The organism is Streptomyces sp. NPDC085944 (genome assembly GCF_040686295.1).
GTDB classification, from domain to species: domain Bacteria; phylum Actinomycetota; class Actinomycetes; order Streptomycetales; family Streptomycetaceae; genus Streptomyces; species Streptomyces salinarius.
In genome coordinates this window covers 256,859-272,737 of record NZ_JBFBJX010000003.1, presented here as the reverse complement: position 1 = coordinate 272,737, position 15,879 = coordinate 256,859, and the positions used below count along the sequence as shown (strand labels likewise).

The window sequence follows — 15,879 nt, the reverse complement described above, 5'->3', positions numbered from 1 at the left end:
CGCGAGCCACTACCATCGGCCAGCATCGGCGGGCGCCCGCCCGACCCCCAGGCCAGGGAGCGAAACGTGCTGATCACCCACGACACCCGGTGCGCGCTCGACACCGTGGTGGATCTGGTGAACACCGTGCCGGAGGACGAATCGGCCCCGGACGGACTGCCGGACGTCGCGTCCCTCCAGGAATTCGTGGGAACGCACGCCATCAGCGACGTCGGCGTGCTCTCGGACGTCGACCTCTCGGCGGTGCGCAGGATCCGCGGACGGTTCGCGGCGGTCTTCGCCTCCCCCGACGCGCGCACGGCGGCCGGACTGATCAACGACCTGGTCGCGGCCGCCGGCACCACACCGCGCCTCACCGACCACGACGGCTACGACTGGCACATCCACTACTTCGCGCCCGGCGCCTCCGTCGCGGACCACCTGACCGCGGACTGCGGGATGGCGCTGGCGTTCTTCGTGGTCGCCGGGGAGCAGGAGCGGCTGCGGCGCTGCGAGGCCCCGGACTGCCGGCGCGCCTTCGTCGACCTCTCCCGGAACCGCTCGCGGCGGTACTGCGACAGCCGCACCTGCGGAAACCGCTTGCACGTGGCCGCGTACCGGGCCCGGCGCAAGGAGGCGGCGGGCTGACGCTCGGCCGCGGGGCTTCGGCGGCCGTGGATGCGCGGACGGCGACGCGGCCCCCGGCGGGTGGCGCCGGGGAGCGCGGGTACGGCTCACAGCAACAGCAGATCGTGCAACGAAGCCATGAGCAGCAGACACCCGATCACCGCTAGGAAGATCATGAGCGGTGGCTGGGAAAGGGCGAAGAGGCAGCCGCGTGGTTCTTCCTGCGTCCGCGCGGTTTCGCTCTGTCTCGGGTCCAGCTGGGAGTCCAGCTGAGTGGTGTCCGGCATCTCGCCGCGATGATGACGCAGCGGGCGGCGTCCACGCGATCAACACGCCCGCCGAGACCGGGAGTTCGTTGAATGTCGCGATCTTCGGTCGGATCGTGATCATTCCGGAGCACGCACTGTCGGCCTCGGACCAGCTGTGCCGCCTCAGCCTCGGAAGCCGGCCGGCATGTCCCGGGCGCCGGACGTCCCCGTCCAGGTCCACGCAAGTCTCGCGGTCATATCCCGTGCTTCTTGAGGATGGCCTCGATGTCGCTGAAGTCGTCGTCACCGCCCCGGGACGCCTTCGCGGGCCGGGGCGCGGGCTCGGCGGCCGGGCGGGAACCACCCGAGCCGAGGGAGGGCGCGGAGGCCCCCGGAGCCACCGCGTCGCGCTGTGCGGCGGCCCGGGCCGCCTTGCGTTCCTTGCGGGTGCCGCCGCGGCGGCGCTCCACGGCGCGTGTGGTCATGAAGAGCGCCCAGGCCACGCCCAGTACTGCGAAACCGGCCCAGGCCACCGGGCTGAAGGCCGTGTCGGCCAGCCACTCGACGACTCCGGTCATCACCAGGCCGATCGGGACCAGCGAATAGGCGGCGACACGGGCGGCCGTGAGGAATCGCCTGCGGTACGCGGTGACCGCCGCGATGCCCAGGCCCGCCGCGGACACCGCGGAGCAGACGGTCTCGGCAATCATCCGGTCCTCCAGGCTGGGCTCGATCGGGCATGAGTACTTCGTCCCTTCCATCCTGCACCGTCCGACCACCGTGGGGCCATGCCGTGAGCCCGAGATCAGGGAGATCTAGGGGGTGTCGTCCGGATCAGGGGCGACGGTGCCTCGTTGCGCCCCGCGACCCCGGCGGGACCCGAACGTCACCCCTAGGGGTCGGCTCCTCCGCAGGTGCCGGCGGGCGGCGCAGGACGCCGGTTGGGGCGGCGCGAGGCGGGCTGGGAGGATGGGGGCATGAGCGACTCCTCCCCCGTCCGTCCCGCCGCGCCCGTCCTCGACGTCTGGTGCGAGCTCCAGTGCCCGGACTGCCACACCGCCCTGGACGACCTCCGTGCCCTGCGCGCCCGCTACGGCGACCGTCTGGAGGTGCGGCTGCGGCACTTCCCGCTGGAGAAGCACAAGCACGCCTTCGCCGCCGCGCAGGCCGCCGAGGAGGCCGTCGCCCAGGGCATGGGCTGGCCGTACGCCGAAGCCGTCCTGGGCCGGGTCGCGGAGCTGGACCGCGAGGGAGAACCCCTCCTGGTCGAGGTCGCCCGGGAGCTGGGACTGGACGCGGAGGAGTTCGACACGGCGCTCGTCGACGGCCGGCACATCCTGATCGTCGACGCCGACCAGGCCGAGGGCAAGGCGATCGGCGTGACCGGTACCCCCACGTACGTGATCGGCGGCGAGCGCTTCGACGGCGGCAAGAGCCAGGAAGGACTGCGCGAACGCGTCGAGGAGATCGCCGACCGGCTGCTCGCCGAGCAGCAGGGCTGAGGACGTTCCGGACAGCCGAGTCGGGGGGCTCCGGCGGCGACCCGGGGACGGGACGGAAGCGGCCGGGACCGGCCGCCCCCCGTCACAGCAGCGGTTTGCTGTAGCTGCACCGCGTGGTCCGATAGCCGAGCGACTCGTAGAGCCGCTCGGCCGGGGTGTTCCCCGCGAAGACGTTGAGGCCGATCAGCGGGCGGCCGGCGGCGATCGCCTGGGCCTCGGCCAGCAGCATCAGGGTGCGGCCGTGTCCCCGGCCCCGGTGGGCCGACTCGGCCTCGACGTCGAAGACGAAGGCCTGGTCCTCCCGCAGCGCCAGCCACAGGATCCCGACCCGCTCGCCCTCGTGCTCCAACACGCTGAAGAGCATGTTCTCGGTTTCCGGACCGCGCGGCAGCAGCACTTCGTGATCCCGGCGGGCCTTCGCGAGCGCGGCGGCCTCGGGCACGCCCCGCTCCATCCAGGTCCTGGCGTATTGCTCCGCTTCGTACGCCTGCCAGACGGTGAAGTCCTCCGGTGTCATGGGCCGGGCCCGGCTGCCGTCGGGCAGGCGGGGCGGGGTGTCGCCGAGCGGCTTGGTCATGGTGCGGTTGCGCAGGACGTAGCCGAGCGCGTCCGCGAGCCGCGTGCCCGCCTCGGCGTCACCGGCGACGCTCGCCTCCATCAGCCGGCAGCCCCAGCCGCGTGCCACCTCCTCCGCGGCGAGCGCGGCCACCGTGCCGCGGCCGCGCCGGCGATCCGGTTCGTCGACGCGCAGCTTGCGGATCACGGCCACCGAGTCGCCGAGGTCGCGTGACGTGCCGAGGTGCAGCACGCCGACGGGACGGCTGTTCACACACACCTGGTAGTGGCGCGAACGGGTCCCGTCGGCGGCGCGCTGGAGCGGCTCGGTCGGCCGCAGGGTCGTTGTCATCACGGCAGTTCTACCCACCGGGGACGAGAACGGCAGCTGTATTTCGGCGGCTCTACGGATCCAGGTCGTCCCCGGAGCGCTCCTCGAAGACGCGCATGGCCTTGGCGGTCACCGGCCCCGGGGCGCCCGGCAGTTCGCGGTCGTCGACGCGGTGCACGGCCTGCACGTCCCGCAGCGTGGAGGTGAGGAACACCTCGTCGGCGCGGTCCAGGACGTCCAGCGGGAGGTCGGTCTCGCGGGCCCCGGTCCACTCGACCGCCAGGGCGCGGGTGATCCCGGCGAGACAGCCGGAGGCGACCGGCGGGGTGTGGATCTCACCGTCGAGCACGACGAAGACGTTGGACCCGGTGCCCTCGCACAGCTGTCCCACCGTGTTGCCGAACAGCGCCTCGGTGGCGCCCCGTTCGCGGGCGCGGGCGAGGGCGACGACGTTCTCGGCGTACGAGGTGGTCTTCAGGCCGGTGAGCGCGCCGCGTTCGTTGCGGGTCCACGGCACGGTGATCACGGCGGTGGAGTCGGGACGGCGGCCGGCCTCGCCGAGGGCGACGACGAGGGTCGGGCCGTGCGCGCCGCGGTCGGAGCCGAGGGGGCCGTGGCCGCCGGTGTAGGTGATCCGCAGCCGGCCGAGCGGCATGGCGTTGGCCTCGAGGACGGCCGCGCAGGCGCGGCGCACCTCGTCGAGGTCGGGGTCGGGCAGGCCGAGGCCCCGGGCCGAGCGGGTCAGCCGGTCCAGGTGCCGGGTCAGCGCGAACGGCCTGCCGTCCACCGTCTTGACCGTCTCGAAGATGCCGTCGCCCACGGTCAGCCCGTGGTCGAACACGGAGACGCGGGCGGTATCGATGTCCTGCAACCCGCCCTCGAGCCAGATCTTCACGTCGCCAGCGCCTCTCCACTCACGTTCGCCTCGTACGCCCCCGACGCTACCGCGAGCAGCCGGGACGCCTTCAGTTCGGTCTCCCGCCACTCGCCCTCCGGGTCGGATCCCCAGGTGATGCCGGCGCCGGTGCCGAAGCGCAGCCGCGCGGCGCCGGCCTCGGCGGCGCGGTCGATCCAGAAGGTGCGGATGCCGACGGCCAGCTCGCCGGTGCCCCGGTCGGCGTCGACCCAGCCGATGCCGCCGCAGTACGGGCCCCGGGGCGCGGTCTCCAGCGCTCCGATGAGCCGCAGGGCGCTCGCCTTGGGTGCGCCGGTGACGGAACCGGGCGGGAAGGCGGCGTCGAGCAGTTCGGGCCAGCCGGCGCCCGCGCGCAGCTCGCCGCGCACCGTGGACACCAGGTGGACCAGGCCGGGGTGCTTCTCCAGGACGCACAGGTCGGGCACCGAGACCGTGCCCGTGGCGCAGACCCGCCCCAGGTCGTTGCGGACCAGGTCCACGATCATGACGTTCTCTGCGTAGTCCTTCTCCAGCAGGTCGGCCTCGGTCCGCCCGGTGCCCTTGATCGGCCCGGACTCGACCGTCCGGCCGTCCCGGCGCAGGAACAGCTCGGGCGACGCGGTGGCGATCTCGACGCCGTGCTCCGGCAGCCGAATCGTTCCGGCGTACGGCGCCGGGTTGCCGCGGGCCAGCAGGGCGGTGAGCGCGTCCACGTCGGCGCCCGGGCCGACCGGCGCCGTCAGCACCCGGCAGAGGTTGGCCTGGTAGACCTCACCGGCGGCTATGTGCGCGCGGATGCGCCGCACGGCCGTCGTGTACGCGGCGCGGTCGAGGGAGGACGTCCAGTCGCCGACGGCGGGGCCCCGCCACGCTCCCGGTGTGGGCGCGGGCACCGGATCCTTCCGTACGTCCGCGAAGCGTGCGCAGGTCAGGCGGCCCTCGAAGTCGGCGCAGACGGCCCAGAACCCCTCGGAGTCGAGGGCGGCGGGGTCGCTCGTGACGTCGAGGAGACCGGTCGCGAGACGGTCCCCGAAGCGGGCGAGGGGAGGGAGGTCGAGCACGCTGTCGAGTCTAGGCGGGTGGCCCCGAGGTGACCCGAACGTGTCCTTCCGGGTGCCCTGACCAGGTCCGCGAGCGCACGCACCGCAGCACGCTGCACAAACGCGTTTTTGTGCTGGCCCCGGAATCCGCTAGAGTTCATCACGTCGCCGGGACGCGCAAGCGGACCGAACCGACAGGCGGACGTAGCTCAGTTGGTAGAGCGCAACCTTGCCAAGGTTGAGGTCGCGAGTTCGAGCCTCGTCGTCCGCTCGCAGGAACAGGGGGCTTCCGGGCCTCCTACACTCCTGGTGGAGTGGCCGAGAGGCGAGGCAACGGCCTGCAAAGCCGTCTACACGGGTTCAAATCCCGTCTCCACCTCCAAGGACGATTAGCTCAGCGGGAGAGCGCTTCCCTGACACGGAAGAGGTCACTGGTTCAATCCCAGTATCGTCCACTGATCCGCAAGGATCACCGGTCCGCAAGGATCCCCGCGCGATTAGCTCAGCGGGAGAGCGCTTCCCTGACACGGAAGAGGTCACTGGTTCAATCCCAGTATCGCGCACGCAGTACCGCACCTGGTGCTTCCAGGACGATTAGCTCAGCGGGAGAGCGCTTCCCTGACACGGAAGAGGTCACTGGTTCAATCCCAGTATCGTCCACACGGAATCGAAGCCCCCGGCCGTCGCGAACGGTCGGGGGCTTCGGCGTGGCCGGGCACCTGCGATGCCCACGGCCCCCGGTGCGGGCCCGTCCGCACGGGCCCGCGCTCGGCGGATCGTCCGGAGGATCAGCTGGAGAAGAGCATGCGTCCGAAGCTCTTCTGACGGTGGTGGCCGTAGTGACCGTGGCCGCCGTGCGGCGCGCCCCAGGCCGGCGCCTGGGCCGCCGGGTAGGCCTGCGGTGCGGCGGGCGGGGCCGGCGGCGGTGCGGGCTGCGACCACTGGGCCTCCAGGCGGGTCAGCGACTCCAGCTCGCCGTAGTCGAGGAAGATGCCGCGGCAGCCGCTGCACTGCTCGATCTGAACGCCGTTGCGGTTGTAGGTGTGCATCGGTGCGTGGCACTTGGGGCACTGCATGCTCGGCTCAACTCCTCGCCGGTCGGTCCTGCTTCGCGTATCTCCAGGACAGACTCTGTCCCGCCGCGGGTCGGTTGCACCCTACTGCGCGAAACGTCGCCCTAGCCGTGCGGGGCGTCGGGCCGGACCGACGCCATGCGCGCGCAGGCGTCGACGAGGGCGCACTCCACCTCGTCCAGGGGCCGGCCCGCCAGGACCGCCTTGGTGACGGCCCGCGCCGCGGTCTGGACGGTGAGGGCGCGGGCCGGGACGTCCAGGGCGGGCCAGGGGTCGCCGTCGGCGGGGACGGCCGGTCCGCCGCAGGCGCGGTATGCGGTCAGGAAGCGGTGCCACTCCTCGGGCGGGAGCAGCCCGCAGGCGTACCAGGCGGCGGGGCGGGCGAGGTCCCAGGCCGGGACGCCGGTGCCGAGGTCGTCGACGTCGATCAGCAGCCAGGGGCCGTCGGGGGCGGGGTGGCGTATGAGCTGGCCGAGGTGGAGGTCGCCGTGGCAGAGGGTGGTGGTGTCCGGCATGGCGGCCGCGCCGCGCGCCCAGGCCGGGAGCGCCGCCCAGGCCGCGCGCACGGGCGCGGTGGCGGGGTGGCCGGGGGCGGTGTCCCGGAGGCGGGCCACCGCCAGGGCCGCCTTCGCGGGTCCGCGCATGGGCGGTACGGCGAGGGGGGCCGCGCTCCGGTGGAGGCGGGCGAGGAGGGTGGCCGCGGCCTCCCAGGGCGCCGCGTCCGGATCGTCCGGGTCCACGGGCGCGCCGTAGGGCCAGTACGTGACGAGCCGCCCGTGCAGGACGACGGGGGCCGGGGCGAGCGGGGGCAGGAGTACGCCGGGGAGTCGGGCGGCGGTGGTGACACGGAGGGCCAGCTCGGCGGGGTCGGCGTCCGCGGCGTGGGCCTTGGCGACGGTGCCGGCGTGCCGGACGACGGTGGCGTCGGGGCGGTCGGCGAGCGTGGCCGCGCCGCAGGGACAGGCCGGAGTGCGGGCGTGGGCCGTTTCCCTGACGCGGGCCTCGAGGGCGGGGAGGAGGGCGGGGGCGTCCGTGGTCACGTGGGTGAGGGTACGCAGGAGGGGGTGCCGCCGTGCCGGGTCCCGGCCCGGTGCGATGCGGGGGGCGGAAAAGCAATGCCGGCGCAGCTCCCCAGCTGCGCCGGCATTTTGCCGTCCGCCGCACCCCCGTCCCCACGGGGTTTCATGGATGGGTGTCCCCGCCCGGACCGCTCTTCCGGGCCTGGGGTCGCCGCTCAGCGCCCCAGCACCACACCCACGGACGACGCCTGTGTGGCCACTGTCTCCCACCCGTCGAAGACGAGGAGGAGCAGGACCGCCAGGGGCAGGGCCATGAGCGTCGCCACCGCGGGGTGGCGACGGCCGTGACGGCGGCTTTCCCGGGTGCGGACCACTGTCCGCGGAGCCGTCTGGGCCATGGTCCCTCTCCTGACCGTTTCGTTGTCGCGTTGTCGTCGTCGCGATGTGCTTCTCGCGTGTGTTGTCTCGCTGCAGCGGCGGGTGTCTGACCTCGGGGGACGAGTGCTGCACCCGCCGCTTGACCTCAAATCTATGCGTCGGACGATCGCCCGACGTCATGCCCTCGTACCGATTGCCGGGCCTCCCGGAGGATGAGCCACGACCTGCCGCGTACTCCCCTGGGTGGAGACCGGCTTCCGGGTCTCGGGGTCTTCCCGGACGGGGTGCCCACCGTGTGCGGGTGTCTCCGGGCTGTCCGGTGACATCGCTCACTTCGAGCGCCTCCCGGCACACGTCCGTCCCCGCCCCGGACCCCGCTCCGCCCTCCACCGCGCAACGGCCGCGCGGTGTCCCGCCGCCCTCCCCGGCCGCCGCCGTCCGACCACTGCCGCCCGGTCCAATCCCCCCCTGCCGGCGGCCGGTTGGGATCATGGACGCGGCGCGGCCGTTCCGTCCGCGCGATCGCTGACCGGGCCTCAACTCTCGCGCGGGGCACTGACAATCCGTTGTGCCGAGAGGGCGCGGCCTCTGCGCACGGGCGGCCGCGGAAACGTAAGCTGTGGCACGTCACAGGGACCGGGCAGCGGGGATGAACATGGCGATGATGCGCCTGAGGCGCGAGGACCCGCGCGTCGTCGGCTCGTTCAGGCTTCACAGGCGGCTCGGCGCGGGTGGAATGGGCGTGGTCTACCTGGGCTCCGACAAGAAGGGGCAGCGGGTCGCGCTGAAGGTCATCCGGCCGGACCTGGCCGAGGACCAGGAGTTCCGGTCGCGGTTCGCGCGCGAGGTCTCGGCGGCCCGGCGCATCCGGGGCGGCTGTACCGCCCGGCTGGTCGCCGCGGACCTGGAGGCGGACCGCCCCTGGTTCGCCACGCAGTACGTGCCCGGCCCCTCCCTGCACGACAAGGTCGTCGACGGCGGCCCGCTCGGCGCGGCCGACGTCGCTGCCGTGGGCGCCGCGCTGTCCGAGGGCCTGGTCGCCGTGCACGAGGCCGGGGTGGTGCACCGGGACCTGAAGCCGTCCAACATCCTGCTGTCCCCGAAGGGGCCGCGGATCATCGACTTCGGCATCGCCTGGGCCACCGGTGCCTCCACACTCACGCACGTCGGCACCGCGGTCGGCTCCCCCGGCTTCCTCGCGCCGGAGCAGGTGCGCGGTGCCGCGGTCACGCCGGCGACGGACGTGTTCTCGCTCGGCGCCACGCTGGCGTATGCGTCGATGGGCGACTCGCCCTTCGGGCACGGCAGTTCCGAGGTGATGCTGTACCGCGTGGTGCACGAGGAGGCCCAGTTGCACGGGGTCCCGGACGCACTCGCCCCACTGGTGCGGGCGTGCCTGGCCAAGGACCCCGAGGAACGTCCCAGCACCCTGCAGCTGTCGCTGCGGCTCAAGGAGATCGCTGCCCGGGAGGCACAGGGGATGGCCGACGTACGGCCGCCCGCGCCGCGCAGTGGTGAGGCCGACGTGCCCACCGGCCGGCTCGCCGACACCTATCCGGAGCGTGCCCAGCGGCGTCCTCAGGGCCGGGCGGGCGCGCCGGGCACTCCCGCGCCGCGCGGCACGTCGGGGTCGCGGGGGTCCGCGTCCCGGGGTTCCGTGCCGTCGCGGGGCGGGACGCCCGCGCGCGGCACTGGTCCCTCGCGCGGTGGCACGCCGTCGCGAGGCGGCGGTACGGGGGCGCGGTCCGGGCCCGGGCCCACGCCGTCCCGCGACACCACCGGCCGGAACGCCTCCCGCAACGACGGTGGCCGGCCCGCACCCCGCAGCGGATCCGGCCGTACGGCGCCCCGGACGACGGGGACCGGCTGGCGGCGGCCCGCCAATCCGCGGCTGCTGCGGCAGCGCCTGTTCGTGTTCGTGGTGGTGACGCTGCTGGTCGCGCTGGGCATCGCCGCGGCACAGGGCTGCCAGGGGCCCTCGCGCGGGCTCGGCGACGACCGGGGCGGTGTGCGGGCCACCCAGCAGGAGCGGGTGGATCCGCCCGGCGACCTGTCGGAGCGGCGGTCACCCCGAGTCTGAGACGTCGAGTCCGGGCGCCGCGGGCGGTCTACGCCGTGGGGCGTCCGGCCGTCACCGCGTAGAAGGCGACCGCGGCCGCAGCGCCCACGTTCAGGGAGTCGACGCCGTGGGACATCGGGATGCGGACCCATGCGTCGGAGTTCGCGAGGGCCCGCCGGGACAGGCCGCTGCCCTCGGCACCCAGCAGCAGGGCCACCCGGTCCATCCGGTGCGGGGCGACCGCGTCGAGGGATTCGGCCTGCTCGTCGGGGGTGAGGGCGAGGAGCGTGAAGCCCGCCTCGCGGACCTCCGCGAGCCCGGCCGGCCAGACGTCGAGGCGGGCGTACGGCACGGAGAAGACCGCGCCCATCGAGACCTTGACGCTGCGCCGGTACAGCGGGTCCGCGCAGTCCGGGGAGAGCAGCACCGCGTCCATGCCGAGGGCGGCGGCGGAGCGGAAGATCGCGCCGATGTTGGTGTGGTCGTTGACGGACTCCATGACGACGACGCGCCGGGCGGTGGTCAGGAGACCGGCGGCCGTGGGCAGCGGCTTGCGCTGCAGCGAGGCGAGCGCGCCGCGGTGCACGTGGTACCCGGTGACCTGTTCGGCGAGCGCGGGGTCGACGACGTACACCGGGGCCGGGGCCTCGTCGATGATGTCGCGCATGGTGTCGACCCACTTGGCGGACAGCAGCATGGAGCGCATCGTGTAGCCCGCCTCGCCGGCCCGCCTGATGACCTTCTCGCCCTCGGCGATGAACAGGCCCTCGGCGGGCTCGCGGCGACGGCGCAGCTCGACGTCGGTCAGGCCCGTGTAGTCGTGCAGGCGCGGGTCGTCGGGGTCGTCGACGGTGATGAGGTCGGCCACGTCAGACCGTCCCGTGCGGGCCGACGGCGACGACCGCGCCGACGACGATGACGGCGGGCGGCCTGACCTCCTCGGCGACGACCGTCTCGGCGACGGTGGCGAGGGTCGCGTCCACCCGGCGCTGGGCGGCCGTGGTGCCCTCCTGGACGAGGGCGACCGGGGTGTCGGGGGACTTGCCGTGCGCGACGAGGGTCTCGGCGATCCTGCCGATCTTGTCGACGCCCATGAGGATCACCAGCGTGCCGGTGAGCTTGGCCAGGGACGGCCAGTCGACCAGGGAGCGCTCGTCGTCGGGGGCGACGTGCCCGCTGACCACGGTGAACTCGTGGGCGACGCCCCGGTGGGTGACCGGGATGCCGGCCGCGCCGGGGACCGAGATGGTGCTGGAGATGCCGGGGACGACGGTGCACGCGATGCCCGCCTCGGCCAGCGCCTGCGCCTCCTCCATGCCCCGACCGAAGACGAACGGGTCGCCGCCCTTGAGCCGTACGACCGACTTGCCCTGCTTGGCGTGTTCGATCAGCGCGTTGTTGATGGCCTCCTGAGCCATGTAGCGGCCGTACGGGATCTTGGCGGCGTCGATGACCTCGACGTGCGGCGGCAGTTCGGCGAGCAGGTCGCGGGGGCCGAGCCGGTCGGCGATGACGACGTCGGCCTCGGCGAGCAGGCGGCGGCCGCGGACGGTGATCAGGTCCGGGTCGCCGGGACCGCCGCCGACCAGGGCGACGCCGGGCGTGCGGGTGCGCCGGTGCGGGGCGACGAGGGTGCCGTCGCGCAGGCCCTCCACCACCGCGTCGCGGATGGCGGCGGTGTGGCGGGGGTCGCGGTGGCGTGCGTCGGTGGTGAGTACGGCGACGGTGACGCCCTCGCTGTGTCCGGTCGCCGGGGTCCAGGCCGTGGCCAGGTCCGCGTCGTCGGAGCGGACGCACCAGAGGCGGTGCCGCTCGGCCTCGGCGGAGGCGGTGTTGTTGGCCCCGGTGTCGCTGGTGGCGATCAGGGCGTACCAGGCGTCCGCAAGGTCGCCTTCGGCGTAGGGGCGCCGTTCCCAGGTGATCTCTCCGGCCTCCGCCATGGCTTCGACGGACGGGGTCGCCTCCGGGGAGACGAGGCGGACGTCGGCGCCGGCCGCGATGAGGGCGGGCAGACGGCGCTGGGCGACCTGCCCGCCGCCGAGGACGACCACGCGACGGCCGGCGAGGCGGAGGCCTACGGGGTAGGCGGGGTGTTCGGCCATGAGGGGACGGCTCCTCTTGCGGCGGTGGCGCTGACGTGCGGATTTTACGGCGGGGTGGCCGGTGGGGGCCCGGGTGGTCCGGTGGGTGGACCACGGGTCCGATGGGTGGACGGCCGACGGACGGGCCCGCGGGCACGGGAGCCTGCGCGGGGCCCGGCACCGTGGTTCCGGGCCCCGCGTCGTGCGGCCGCTACTTCTCGGTGACGCCCGCCGAGTCGAACGTCGCCACCTCGTGCATGGCCCGCGCGGTGCTCTGCACCATCGGGAGCGCGAGCAGTGCGCCGGTGCCCTCGCCGAGGCGGAGGTCGAGGTCGACCAGCGGGCGCAGGCCCAGCTTGTTGAGCGCGGCGACGTGGCCGGGCTCGGCGCTGCGGTGGCCGGCGATGCAGGCCGCCAGGACCTCGGGGGCGATGGCGCGGGCCACCAGGGCGGCGGCACCGGCGCTGACGCCGTCCAGGATCACCGGGGTGCGCAGGGAGGCGCCGCCGAGCAGCAGGCCGACCATGGCCGCGTGCTCGAAGCCGCCGATCGCCGCGAGCACGCCGATCGGGTCGGCCGGGTCCGGCTGGTGGAGTTCCAGGGCGCGGCGCACGACCTCGGTCTTGCGGGCCAGCGTCTCGTCGTTGATGCCGGTGCCGCGGCCGGTGACCTCGGCGGGGTCGGCGCCGGTGAAGACGGAGATCAGGGCGGCGGACGCGGTGGTGTTCGCGATCCCCATCTCGCCGGTCAGCAGTGCCTTGTTGCCGGCCGCCACCAGGTCGCGGGCGGTCTCGATGCCGACCTCGATGGCCTGCTTGGCCTCCTCGCGGGTCATCGCGGCACCGGTGGTCATGTCGGACGTGCCCGCGCGCACCTTGCGGGGCAGCAGGCCCGGCGTCGCGGGCAGGTCGGTGGCGACACCGACGTCCACGACACACACCTCGGCGCCGACCTGGGTGGCGAACGCGTTGCAGACCGCGCCTCCGCCCAGGAAGTTGGCCACCATCTGGGCGGTGACCTCCTGCGGCCAGGGGGTGACGCCCTGGGCGTGCACGCCGTGGTCACCGGCGAAGACGGCGACGGCCGCGGGCTCCGGGATGGGCGGCGGGCACTGCCGGGACAGTCCGGACAGCTGGGCGGAGATGATCTCCAGCATGCCGAGCGCCCCCGCGGGCTTGGTCATGCGCTTCTGCCGCTCCCAGGCCTCGCCGAGCGCCTTGGCGTCCAGCGGGCGGATCTGTGCGACGGTCTCGGCGAGCAGGTCGTGCGGCGCCTCGCCGGGCAGGGCCCGACGGCCGTACGTCTCCTCGTGCACCACCCAGGACAGCGGGCGGCGCTTGGACCAGCCGGCCTGCATCAGCTCGGGCTCGTCCGGGAACTCGTCGACGTAGCCGACGCACAGGTAGGCGACGACGTCCAGGTGCTCGGGCAGGCCGAGGGCGCGGACCATCTCGCGCTCGTCGAAGAAGCTGACCCAGCCGACACCGAGGCCCTCGGCGCGGGCGGCCAGCCAGAGGTTCTCGACGGCGAGCGCGGAGGAGTACGGCGCCATCTGCGGCTGTGTGTGGCGGCCGAGGGTGTGGCGGCCGCCGCGGGTCGGGTCGGCGGTGACGACGATGTTGACCGGGGTGTCGAGGATGGCCTCGATCTTCAGTTCCTTGAACTGCTTGGCCCGGCCCTTGGGCAGCGACTTGGCGTACGCCTCCCGCTGACGCGTCGCCAGTTCGTGCATGGCGCGGCGGGTGTCGGCGGAGCGGATGACGACGAAGTCCCAGGGCTGCGAGTGGCCCACGGAGGGCGCGGTGTGCGCGGCCTCCAGGACCCGGAGCAGCACCTCGTGCGGGATGGGGTCGCTGCGGAAGCCGTTGCGGATGTCACGGCGCTCGCGCATGACCTTCAGTACGGCCTCGCGCTCGGCGTCGTCGTAGGCGGGGGCCGCCGGGCTTGCGGGCCGGTGTGCCTGCGCCGGCGCTTCGGGCGACTCCGGGGTCGCTTCGGTGGGTTCGGCGGCCGCTTCGGCCGTCTCGGCCACGTGGCCGTCCTCGCCGGCGTCCCGGGTGTCCAGGTCGTCGACGCTCTGGGCGAGTTCGGGGTCGGCCACGCGGGGTGACGGTACCGCCGCCGGGGCGTCCTCGGCCACCGGGACCGCGGCAACGGGCTCCGGGGCCGCCTCCGGCTCGACCAGGACCGCCTCGGGCGGTGTGGGCGCCAGGTGCGGGGTCGTGGGCACCTGCCCGCCGTCGACGGGGAGGAACTGGCCCACGGGCTGGGCGGGGTGCGGTTCCCTGGCGACGGGGGCCGGTGCGGGCGCGGGCTCCTGGGCGGAGGTGGCGTCGGTGGCGGACGCGTCGGGTGCGGACGCTGCGGGCTCCGCCGCTCCGTCGGCCACGACGACTTCCTGCTCCTGCTCCTGCTCCTGCTCCTGCTCCTGCATGGCGGCGTCCGGGAGGGACTGGGGGCCCTGGGCGTGCGGCGGCGCGGGGTGGACGTCCGGCTGCGGCGCTTCGCCCGGGACGCTCTGTGCCTCCGGCGAGGGCTGCGACGGCTGCGTGGGCTCCGGCGGGACAGGGGCGGGCTGCTCCGGGGCCGGGGGCGGCTCGGGGGCGGCAGCCTCGGACGTGGCGGCTTCGGGTGTGGGCGCGTCGGGTGCGGACGCTACGGGCTCCGCGACGGCCACGGGCGCGTCGGACGCATGGGCGTCGCCGAGTTCGGGCTCGGGCACCTCGGCGGGCGCGGGCTCCTGCGGCGCGGCGGCCTGCGGGGTGCCGGCCACTGGGGCATCGACCACCGGGACGTCCGCCGCCGGCTGTTCGCCGAGTGCCTGCGGTGCCTCTGCCGCGGCCGGGGCCGGCTCCGCTGCTTCGGCCGGTGCCTCTGCCTGTGCTTCGGCCGGTGCTTCTTCCGGAGCCGACTGCCCTGGGGCCTCCGGCGCCTCCTGACCGGCGGGCGCTCCCGGCGCCTCCCGAACCGCGGCGGCTTCCTGGATCTCCTGGACCGCAGGTGCCTTATGGGCCTCCTGATCGGCAGGCGCCTCCGGGACTCCCGTGGCGTCCGCAGTCGCCTGGACGGGCTCGGTCACGGGCCCTGCAGGGACCGTCTCGGGGGCCGGTACGGCTTCCGTCGCGGGACCGGTCGCCTGCCCCGCGTCGGTGTGTGCCGTCTCCGTCGCCGGGGCCCCCTGCGGTTCGCCGGGCTCCCCGGAGTCTGCGTGCGGCCCGCCGGTCGCCGCCACGGCCTCCGTCGCCACGCGGGTCACGAGCGCCTGGGCCGCACCCTCCTGCTCGGCCGACTGCCGCTCCGGTACCGGAACAACCGTTTCCGCATGCCCCGCCCCGGTGTTCACCGGCGCCTCCTGGTCCTGCGGTGCCTGCTGAGCCCCCCAGGGCGCCGCCGCCTGCGGGGTCGCCACGGCGGCCTGCGGCACGTCGAGGTACTCGGGTCCCGCGGTCGGCGGGCCGGGATGCCGTACCGGCGCGTCGGCGGGGCCCCGGTCGGCGAGGGAGCGGACCGGGCTGGCGGAGGTGTCCGGGATCGGCGGACCTAGGTGCAGGGGTCTGCGCGGCGGGGTCGGGGCGGCAGCGGCCTCCTGGGCCGGTTCGGGCAGGCGGACGCCACTGAGGTCGACCGAGCCGCTGTCACGGCCGGACATCTCGTGCGGGCCGGGCTGGTGCACGGTCTCGACGACCGGCTCCGGCGCCGGGGGCGCGACCTCGTTGCCCCAGGCACTCTGGGCTCCCGGCAGCAACAACAGGTCCTCGTCCTCGGCGGTGGCCTCGGAGAGGTAGGTGTACGCGCCGGGTGCGGGGACGCCCGGCTGCTCCACCATGCCTGCGTTCTCCGGCAGCCCCTCGCCCGGGATCTGGCCGGTGTCGGTCATGCGTAACCCCTCGCCCATCGGTTAGTGCTTCTACGACCAGCTCACCCGGGACGGCGCACCGACCGCCCCGTAGTGAAGAACGAGCGTGCGTGCCCAGCGGCACGAACGACCTGCCGGAAAAGACGACAAAGCCATTCAGTGGCATTGTCGCGGTCGTTCCCCCGCCACGACAGCTTGATCCGCGACGGCCCGCTGTGGACTGCGCCACGTTGCGC

Annotated in this window: 14 protein-coding genes and 5 tRNA genes; 8 read left to right on the top strand and 11 right to left on the bottom strand. The window is 74.3% G+C overall.

The window, feature by feature from the left end; translation table 11 throughout:
* Window positions 1-66: 66 nt before the first annotated feature.
* Window positions 67-627: a CGNR zinc finger domain-containing protein gene (locus AB0P07_RS07605; protein WP_365546473.1), complete on the top strand. Its 561-nt coding sequence runs from the start codon at window positions 67-69 to the stop codon at window positions 625-627.
* An 86-nt stretch (window positions 628-713) separates the two neighbouring features.
* Here AB0P07_RS07605 and AB0P07_RS07600 read toward each other — a convergent pair whose 3' ends face one another.
* Window positions 714-893, bottom strand: a complete 180-nt coding sequence (locus tag AB0P07_RS07600; protein WP_102927956.1) for a hypothetical protein — start codon at window positions 891-893, stop codon at window positions 714-716.
* Between the two features lie 215 nt (window positions 894-1,108).
* Window positions 1,109-1,564: a hypothetical protein gene (locus AB0P07_RS07595; RefSeq protein WP_365546470.1), complete on the bottom strand. Its 456-nt coding sequence runs from the start codon at window positions 1,562-1,564 to the stop codon at window positions 1,109-1,111.
* A gap of 267 nt (window positions 1,565-1,831) precedes the next feature.
* On the opposite strand from AB0P07_RS07595, the gene AB0P07_RS07590 reads away from it, so the two are divergent.
* Window positions 1,832-2,356, top strand: coding sequence for a DsbA family protein (locus AB0P07_RS07590; RefSeq protein ID WP_365546467.1), 525 nt, complete (start codon window positions 1,832-1,834; stop codon window positions 2,354-2,356).
* An 82-nt stretch (window positions 2,357-2,438) separates the two neighbouring features.
* On the opposite strand, the gene AB0P07_RS07585 is transcribed toward AB0P07_RS07590, so the two are convergent.
* From AB0P07_RS07585 to AB0P07_RS07575, 3 genes are read right to left on the bottom strand one after another with little or no spacing between them, the layout of a single operon-like run.
* A complete protein-coding gene (locus tag AB0P07_RS07585; protein ID WP_365546465.1) occupies window positions 2,439-3,263 on the bottom strand; it encodes a GNAT family N-acetyltransferase in 825 nt (274 codons plus the stop codon).
* A 52-nt stretch (window positions 3,264-3,315) separates the two neighbouring features.
* Entirely contained in the window at window positions 3,316-4,137 is an 822-nt protein-coding gene (locus tag AB0P07_RS07580) for an aminodeoxychorismate lyase (RefSeq protein ID WP_365546462.1), read from the bottom strand.
* Window positions 4,134-5,198, bottom strand: a complete 1,065-nt coding sequence (locus tag AB0P07_RS07575; protein ID WP_365546459.1) for a chorismate-binding protein — start codon at window positions 5,196-5,198, stop codon at window positions 4,134-4,136. The genes AB0P07_RS07580 and AB0P07_RS07575 overlap by 4 nt, the downstream gene beginning before the upstream one ends.
* Window positions 5,199-5,375: 177 nt before the next feature.
* On the opposite strand from AB0P07_RS07575, the gene AB0P07_RS07570 reads away from it, so the two are divergent.
* The 5 genes from AB0P07_RS07570 to AB0P07_RS07550 all read left to right on the top strand — a co-directional run bounded on the left by AB0P07_RS07570 (window position 5,376) and on the right by AB0P07_RS07550 (window position 5,837).
* Window positions 5,376-5,448, top strand: a tRNA-Gly gene (locus AB0P07_RS07570).
* A gap of 37 nt (window positions 5,449-5,485) precedes the next feature.
* A tRNA-Cys gene (locus AB0P07_RS07565) sits at window positions 5,486-5,559 on the top strand.
* A 1-nt stretch (window position 5,560) separates the two neighbouring features.
* Window positions 5,561-5,632 (top strand) — tRNA-Val (locus AB0P07_RS07560).
* A 36-nt stretch (window positions 5,633-5,668) separates the two neighbouring features.
* A tRNA-Val gene (locus AB0P07_RS07555) sits at window positions 5,669-5,740 on the top strand.
* Between the two features lie 25 nt (window positions 5,741-5,765).
* A tRNA-Val gene (locus tag AB0P07_RS07550) sits at window positions 5,766-5,837 on the top strand.
* Window positions 5,838-5,965: 128 nt separating this feature from the next.
* On the opposite strand, the gene AB0P07_RS07545 is transcribed toward AB0P07_RS07550, so the two are convergent.
* The 3 genes from AB0P07_RS07545 to AB0P07_RS07535 form a co-directional block, all read right to left on the bottom strand.
* Window positions 5,966-6,253: a zf-TFIIB domain-containing protein gene (locus tag AB0P07_RS07545; RefSeq protein ID WP_365546457.1), complete on the bottom strand. Its 288-nt coding sequence runs from the start codon at window positions 6,251-6,253 to the stop codon at window positions 5,966-5,968.
* Between the two features lie 101 nt (window positions 6,254-6,354).
* Window positions 6,355-7,290, bottom strand: coding sequence for a phosphotransferase (locus AB0P07_RS07540; protein ID WP_365546454.1), 936 nt, complete (start codon window positions 7,288-7,290; stop codon window positions 6,355-6,357).
* Between the two features lie 194 nt (window positions 7,291-7,484).
* Window positions 7,485-7,667 (bottom strand): hypothetical protein, encoded by a 183-nt coding sequence (locus tag AB0P07_RS07535; RefSeq protein WP_102932230.1) that lies wholly within the window; start codon window positions 7,665-7,667, stop codon window positions 7,485-7,487.
* 629 nt (window positions 7,668-8,296) lie between these two features.
* Between AB0P07_RS07535 and AB0P07_RS07530 the strand changes: the two genes are divergently transcribed.
* Window positions 8,297-9,727 (top strand): protein kinase, encoded by a 1,431-nt coding sequence (locus AB0P07_RS07530; protein WP_365546451.1) that lies wholly within the window; start codon window positions 8,297-8,299, stop codon window positions 9,725-9,727.
* 28 nt (window positions 9,728-9,755) lie between these two features.
* Here the strand turns inward: AB0P07_RS07530 and AB0P07_RS07525 are convergent, their stop codons facing one another.
* The 3 genes from AB0P07_RS07525 to cobT all read right to left on the bottom strand — a co-directional run bounded on the left by AB0P07_RS07525 (window position 9,756) and on the right by cobT (window position 15,664).
* Complete coding sequence (locus tag AB0P07_RS07525; RefSeq protein ID WP_365546449.1) at window positions 9,756-10,574, bottom strand: RNA methyltransferase; 819 nt, start codon at window positions 10,572-10,574, stop codon at window positions 9,756-9,758.
* A 1-nt stretch (window position 10,575) separates the two neighbouring features.
* Window positions 10,576-11,808, bottom strand: a complete 1,233-nt coding sequence (gene cobA, locus AB0P07_RS07520) for a uroporphyrinogen-III C-methyltransferase (RefSeq protein ID WP_365546446.1) — start codon at window positions 11,806-11,808, stop codon at window positions 10,576-10,578.
* A gap of 190 nt (window positions 11,809-11,998) precedes the next feature.
* Window positions 11,999-15,664, bottom strand: coding sequence for a nicotinate-nucleotide--dimethylbenzimidazole phosphoribosyltransferase (cobT, locus tag AB0P07_RS07515; protein WP_365546442.1), 3,666 nt, complete (start codon window positions 15,662-15,664; stop codon window positions 11,999-12,001).
* Between the last annotated feature and the right edge of the window lie 215 nt (window positions 15,665-15,879).